The following is a 4016-nucleotide window of genomic DNA, read 5'->3' on the forward strand; positions in this document are numbered from 1 at the left end:
GGCCGGTGGCGGTCGCCCCGGCGGCCAGGGCCGCGGCGCCGGCCCCAGCTCGGCACGCTAAGGCCCCATGTCTTTGCCTCGCGGGTTTGCTATAGGCAGACCTGCGAGGAGAAGACTGATGGACGTCTCGAATACCCCGATCGCCGAACGCATCGCCCGCGTCCTGGCGGGCCAGCGGATCAGCGCCAATGCCGGCGGCGACGCCGCCTCCGCGTCGCGCCTGATCGACGACGCCTGGACCGACTATCTCCCCGACGCGCTCGCGGTCCTGCGCACCTTGCGCGAACCCGACCAGACCATGGCCGCCGCCGGCGACCCCGCCATCTGGGAAACCATGGTCCTCGCCGCGCTGAAGGCCGCGCGACCGCAGACGGTCGTGCTGTAGCGCCCGCCACGCGGCGGACCACGCTTCCCCTAGGCTGACGACCGTGGTGCGCGCACCACCTCACCCCCCGCGTCATCCTGACGAAAGTCAGGATCCAGAGCCAAAAGCGACCCCGCCCGTAACCCTGGATCCTGGGTCAAGCCCAGGATGACGGAAGAGAGGGGGCGCCTGCGCCCCACCCGTTCACCCTGAGCGAAGTCGAAGGGCCTGCCCCAAGTGCTTCGACTTCGCTCAGCACGAACGGAGCGGGGGAGCGCAATGGCACCCCCGCCCCCGAACGCACCCGAAAAACCCCCAGACTAAAGCACGAACCGGCTGAGATCCGTATTCCGCGCAATCTCCTTCAGCTGGCTGTCGACATACGCCCCGTCGATCACCACGCTGGACCCGCCGCGATCCTCGGCATTGTAGCTGACATCCTCGAGCAGCTTCTCCATCACCGTCTGCAACCGCCGCGCGCCGATATTCTCGACCTCGGCATTCACCTCGGCGGCGATCCGCGCGACCGCGGCGATGCCGTCCTCGGTGAAGCGGATCTCGACGCCTTCCGTCGCGATCAGCGCCTTGTACTGCAGCGGCAGCGACGCCTTGGTGTCCGACAGGATCGCGACGAAATCCCCCTCGGTCAGGCCCTTCAGCTCGACCCGGATCGGCAGACGCCCCTGCAACTCGGGCAGCAAATCGCTCGGCTTGGCGACATGGAACGCCCCGCTCGCGATGAACAAAATATGGTCCGTCTTCATCGGTCCGTATTTGGTCGCGACCGTCGTCCCCTCGATCAGCGGCAGCAGGTCGCGCTGCACGCCCTCGCGGCTCACCGATCCGCCGCGCCCGTCCGACACCGCGATCTTGTCGATCTCGTCGAGGAACACGATTCCGTTCGCCTCGGCATCCGCCAACGCGACGCGGCTCACCTCGTCCTGGTCGAGCCGCTTGTCGGCCTCTTCCTCGACCAGCTTGTCCCACGCCGCGGTCACCGTCAGCTTGCGGCGCTTCAATTGCTGCCCGCCGCCCAGCGACTTCATCATCTCGCCGATGTTTATCATCTGCGGCGCGCCGCCGGGGATCTCGAACGGCGTGGTCGGCGCCTGCTCGACCTCGATCTCGACCTCGGCGGCGTTCAGATGCCCGTCGAGGAACCGCTGCTTGAAGCTCTCGCGCGTCGCGGTGCTCGAATCCTTGCCGACCAGCGCGTCGAGCAGCCGGCCCATCGCCGCCTCCTCGGCCTTGTCCTTCACCGCGATCCGCCGGCGCTCCTTCTCCAGCCGGATCGCCTCCTCGACCAGGTCGCGCGCGATCTGCTCGACGTCGCGGCCGACATAGCCGACCTCGGTGAACTTGGTCGCCTCGACCTTGACGAACGGCGCATCGGCCAGCTTCGCCAGACGCCGGCTGATCTCGGTCTTGCCGCAGCCGGTCGGCCCGATCATCAGGATGTTCTTCGGCGTCACCTCGTCGCGCAGATCCTCGCTGAGCTGCTGGCGCCGCCACCGGTTGCGCATCGCCACCGCGACCGCGCGCTTGGCCGCGGCCTGGCCGATGATATGCGCATCGAGCGCGGCCACGATGGCCTTGGGGGTAAGCTGGTCGTTCATGATCACTCTTCTTCGCCCCTCCCTTCAGGGGAGGGGTTGGGGGTGGGGACTATCCGCGGGACGGGCGCCTGGTGAAGCCCGACCCGACCCCTCCCCCGAACGGGAGGGGCGTCGAAATCAGCTGGTCGAGTCCATCGACTCCACGGTCAGCCGGTCATTGGTGTACACGCAGAGCTCTGACGCGATTCCCATCGCCTTGCGGCACAGCACCTCGCATCGCTCTCATACTCGACCAGCGCGCGCGCCGCGGCGAGCGCATAGTTGCCGCCCGATCCGATCGCCGCGACGCCGTTCTCGGGCTCGAGCACATCGCCATTGCCCGTCAGGATCAGCGTCACGTCCTTGTCCGCGACGATCATCATCGCCTCGAGGTTGCGCAGGAACTTGTCGGTCCGCCAGTCCTTGGCAAGCTCGACCGCGGCACGGAGCAACTGCCCCTGATGCTGCTCCAGCTTGCGTTCGAGCCGTTCGAACAGCGTGAAGGCGTCCGCGGTCGCGCCGGCGAACCCGCCGATCACCGACCCGTCGCCGAGCCGCCGCACCTTGCGCGCATTGGGTTTCATGACCGTCTGGCCCATCGAGACCTGGCCGTCGCCGATCACGACGACCTTGCCGCCGCGCCGGACCGAAAGGATGGTGGTGCCGTGCCAGACCGGCATGGCGTGGGGATCATTTGCACTCATGACCGCGATGTAGGGTGCGCTTTCGACCACGCAACGGTCCGCTGCACCGACCCCCTGCACCACCCCCTCACCCTCCCGCTCGACTTCCCTGTCAGCTTCCCGGTTACCTTCCCCCTTTACGTCATCCTGACGAAAGTCAGGATCCAGAGCCCCCGACGCCACGCCCGCCGCTCCGATACCAGTCCCGCTCACCGCCGCTTCCCCCACTCACGCGCCGCGGTATACCCCAGATACCCCCGTCCCGAAGAGCGCGTAGAGCGGCTCGGGGGATCGCCCCCAGATACGCCCCCACGCCGCCCGCGATCGCCTGCGCCGCTGCCGGCCGCACCGCCGCGAGCAGCCCGACCGGGATCGCCCCCAGCAGCAACGCGTACATCACGTACAGGAACCCCGGCCGCGCCCGCGTCACCCACGGATCGGCGGGCAGCTCCGCCCCCTCCTCAACGCCTCTCGTCATGACACCCCCCTGGAAAAGTGGCGCTTTCCGCCTCAGGCCCGGTTCGCGAGCCAGCCATAAAGGAACGCCTCGTTCGCCGGCCGCCGCTCCGCCAGCGCGACATAGCGTTCGCCCTGCAGTGCCTCGATCGCCTTCAGCAGCACCGCCTCGCCCCCCGCCCCGCGTCGCTTGAGGAACCCCGCCAGCGCCGCCAGCGTCCCCGGCCCGATCCGGCCATCGACGACGAGATCGGGATAATCGCTCGCCCCGCGATTGAGCGCGTTGAGCGCCCGCTGCAGAAACCCGCTCGCGACCGCCGGCCCCATATTGACCCCGGTATCGAACAATTCGCCCGCAATATCCGGCGCGAGCCGGCCAACCCCCTCATATCCGGGGTCAATCCAGTAAGCCTGCCGATAGATCGCGACCGCCGCCGTCCGCGGAAACACCCGCATGTCCCCCGCAAACCCATGCGCCCGCGCCACCGCCTGCGTGATCCCGAACCGCGTCGCCCCCCCGCGATCCGCCGGATGATCGCCGTACCCGCCCTCACGATCGATCACCGCCTCGATCAGCCCACCGATCTCCATCCCCCGACCCCCCCCGATTCGCCGCACACCCTATAACCATATAGGTTAGCGAAAAGCAAGATCAGCGGCACGAATGGTAAAAGACGAACACCCACTCCCATCCGTCATCCTGACGAAAGTCAGGATCCAGAGCCAAGCAACCCCCCCCCTGATCACCCCCGCAACCCGCTCCCCAAACCTGAGCTTTCCTCCCCCATCCAGCCGCGCCCCCATCCAGCACCCGCTCCCCCCCCGCGCCCGCTCCTCAGCATCCCCGCGCACGCTCCGCCTTGGTCCGCCCGAACGCCGCGCGGTTCGCGTCCGCCACCACCCCCGCCTCGCGCCGCA

The 4016-nt window shown here is 68.3% G+C and carries 3 protein-coding genes and 2 pseudogenes; 1 reads left to right on the forward strand and 4 read right to left on the reverse strand.

The features are described from left to right. The first annotated feature begins 118 nt into the window (after positions 1-118). Positions 119-385: a hypothetical protein gene (locus tag NI18_RS14855; protein ID WP_037530941.1), complete on the forward strand. Its 267-nt coding sequence runs from the start codon at positions 119-121 to the stop codon at positions 383-385. 299 nt (positions 386-684) lie between these two features. Here NI18_RS14855 and hslU read toward each other — a convergent pair whose 3' ends face one another. From hslU to NI18_RS14875, 4 genes and pseudogenes are all read right to left on the reverse strand, one after another. After that, positions 685-1980 carry an ATP-dependent protease ATPase subunit HslU gene (gene hslU, locus NI18_RS14860; protein WP_037530944.1) on the reverse strand — a complete coding sequence of 432 codons (1296 nt, stop codon included), beginning with the start codon at positions 1978-1980 and terminating at the stop codon, positions 685-687. 117 nt (positions 1981-2097) lie between these two features. Beyond that, positions 2098-2663: pseudogene (gene hslV, locus NI18_RS14865) on the reverse strand (ATP-dependent protease subunit HslV). Positions 2664-2851: 188 nt separating this feature from the next. After that, a pseudogene (locus NI18_RS14870) lies at positions 2852-3084 on the reverse strand (3TM-type holin); the annotation flags it as partial. Positions 3085-3152: 68 nt separating this feature from the next. After that, complete coding sequence (locus NI18_RS14875) at positions 3153-3689, reverse strand: glycosyl hydrolase 108 family protein (protein WP_037530946.1); 537 nt, start codon at positions 3687-3689, stop codon at positions 3153-3155. Positions 3690-4016 lie beyond the last annotated feature (327 nt).

It is taken from the genome of Sphingomonas sp. Ant20 (assembly GCF_000783375.1).
Lineage (GTDB): Bacteria > Pseudomonadota > Alphaproteobacteria > Sphingomonadales > Sphingomonadaceae > Sphingomonas > Sphingomonas aerolata.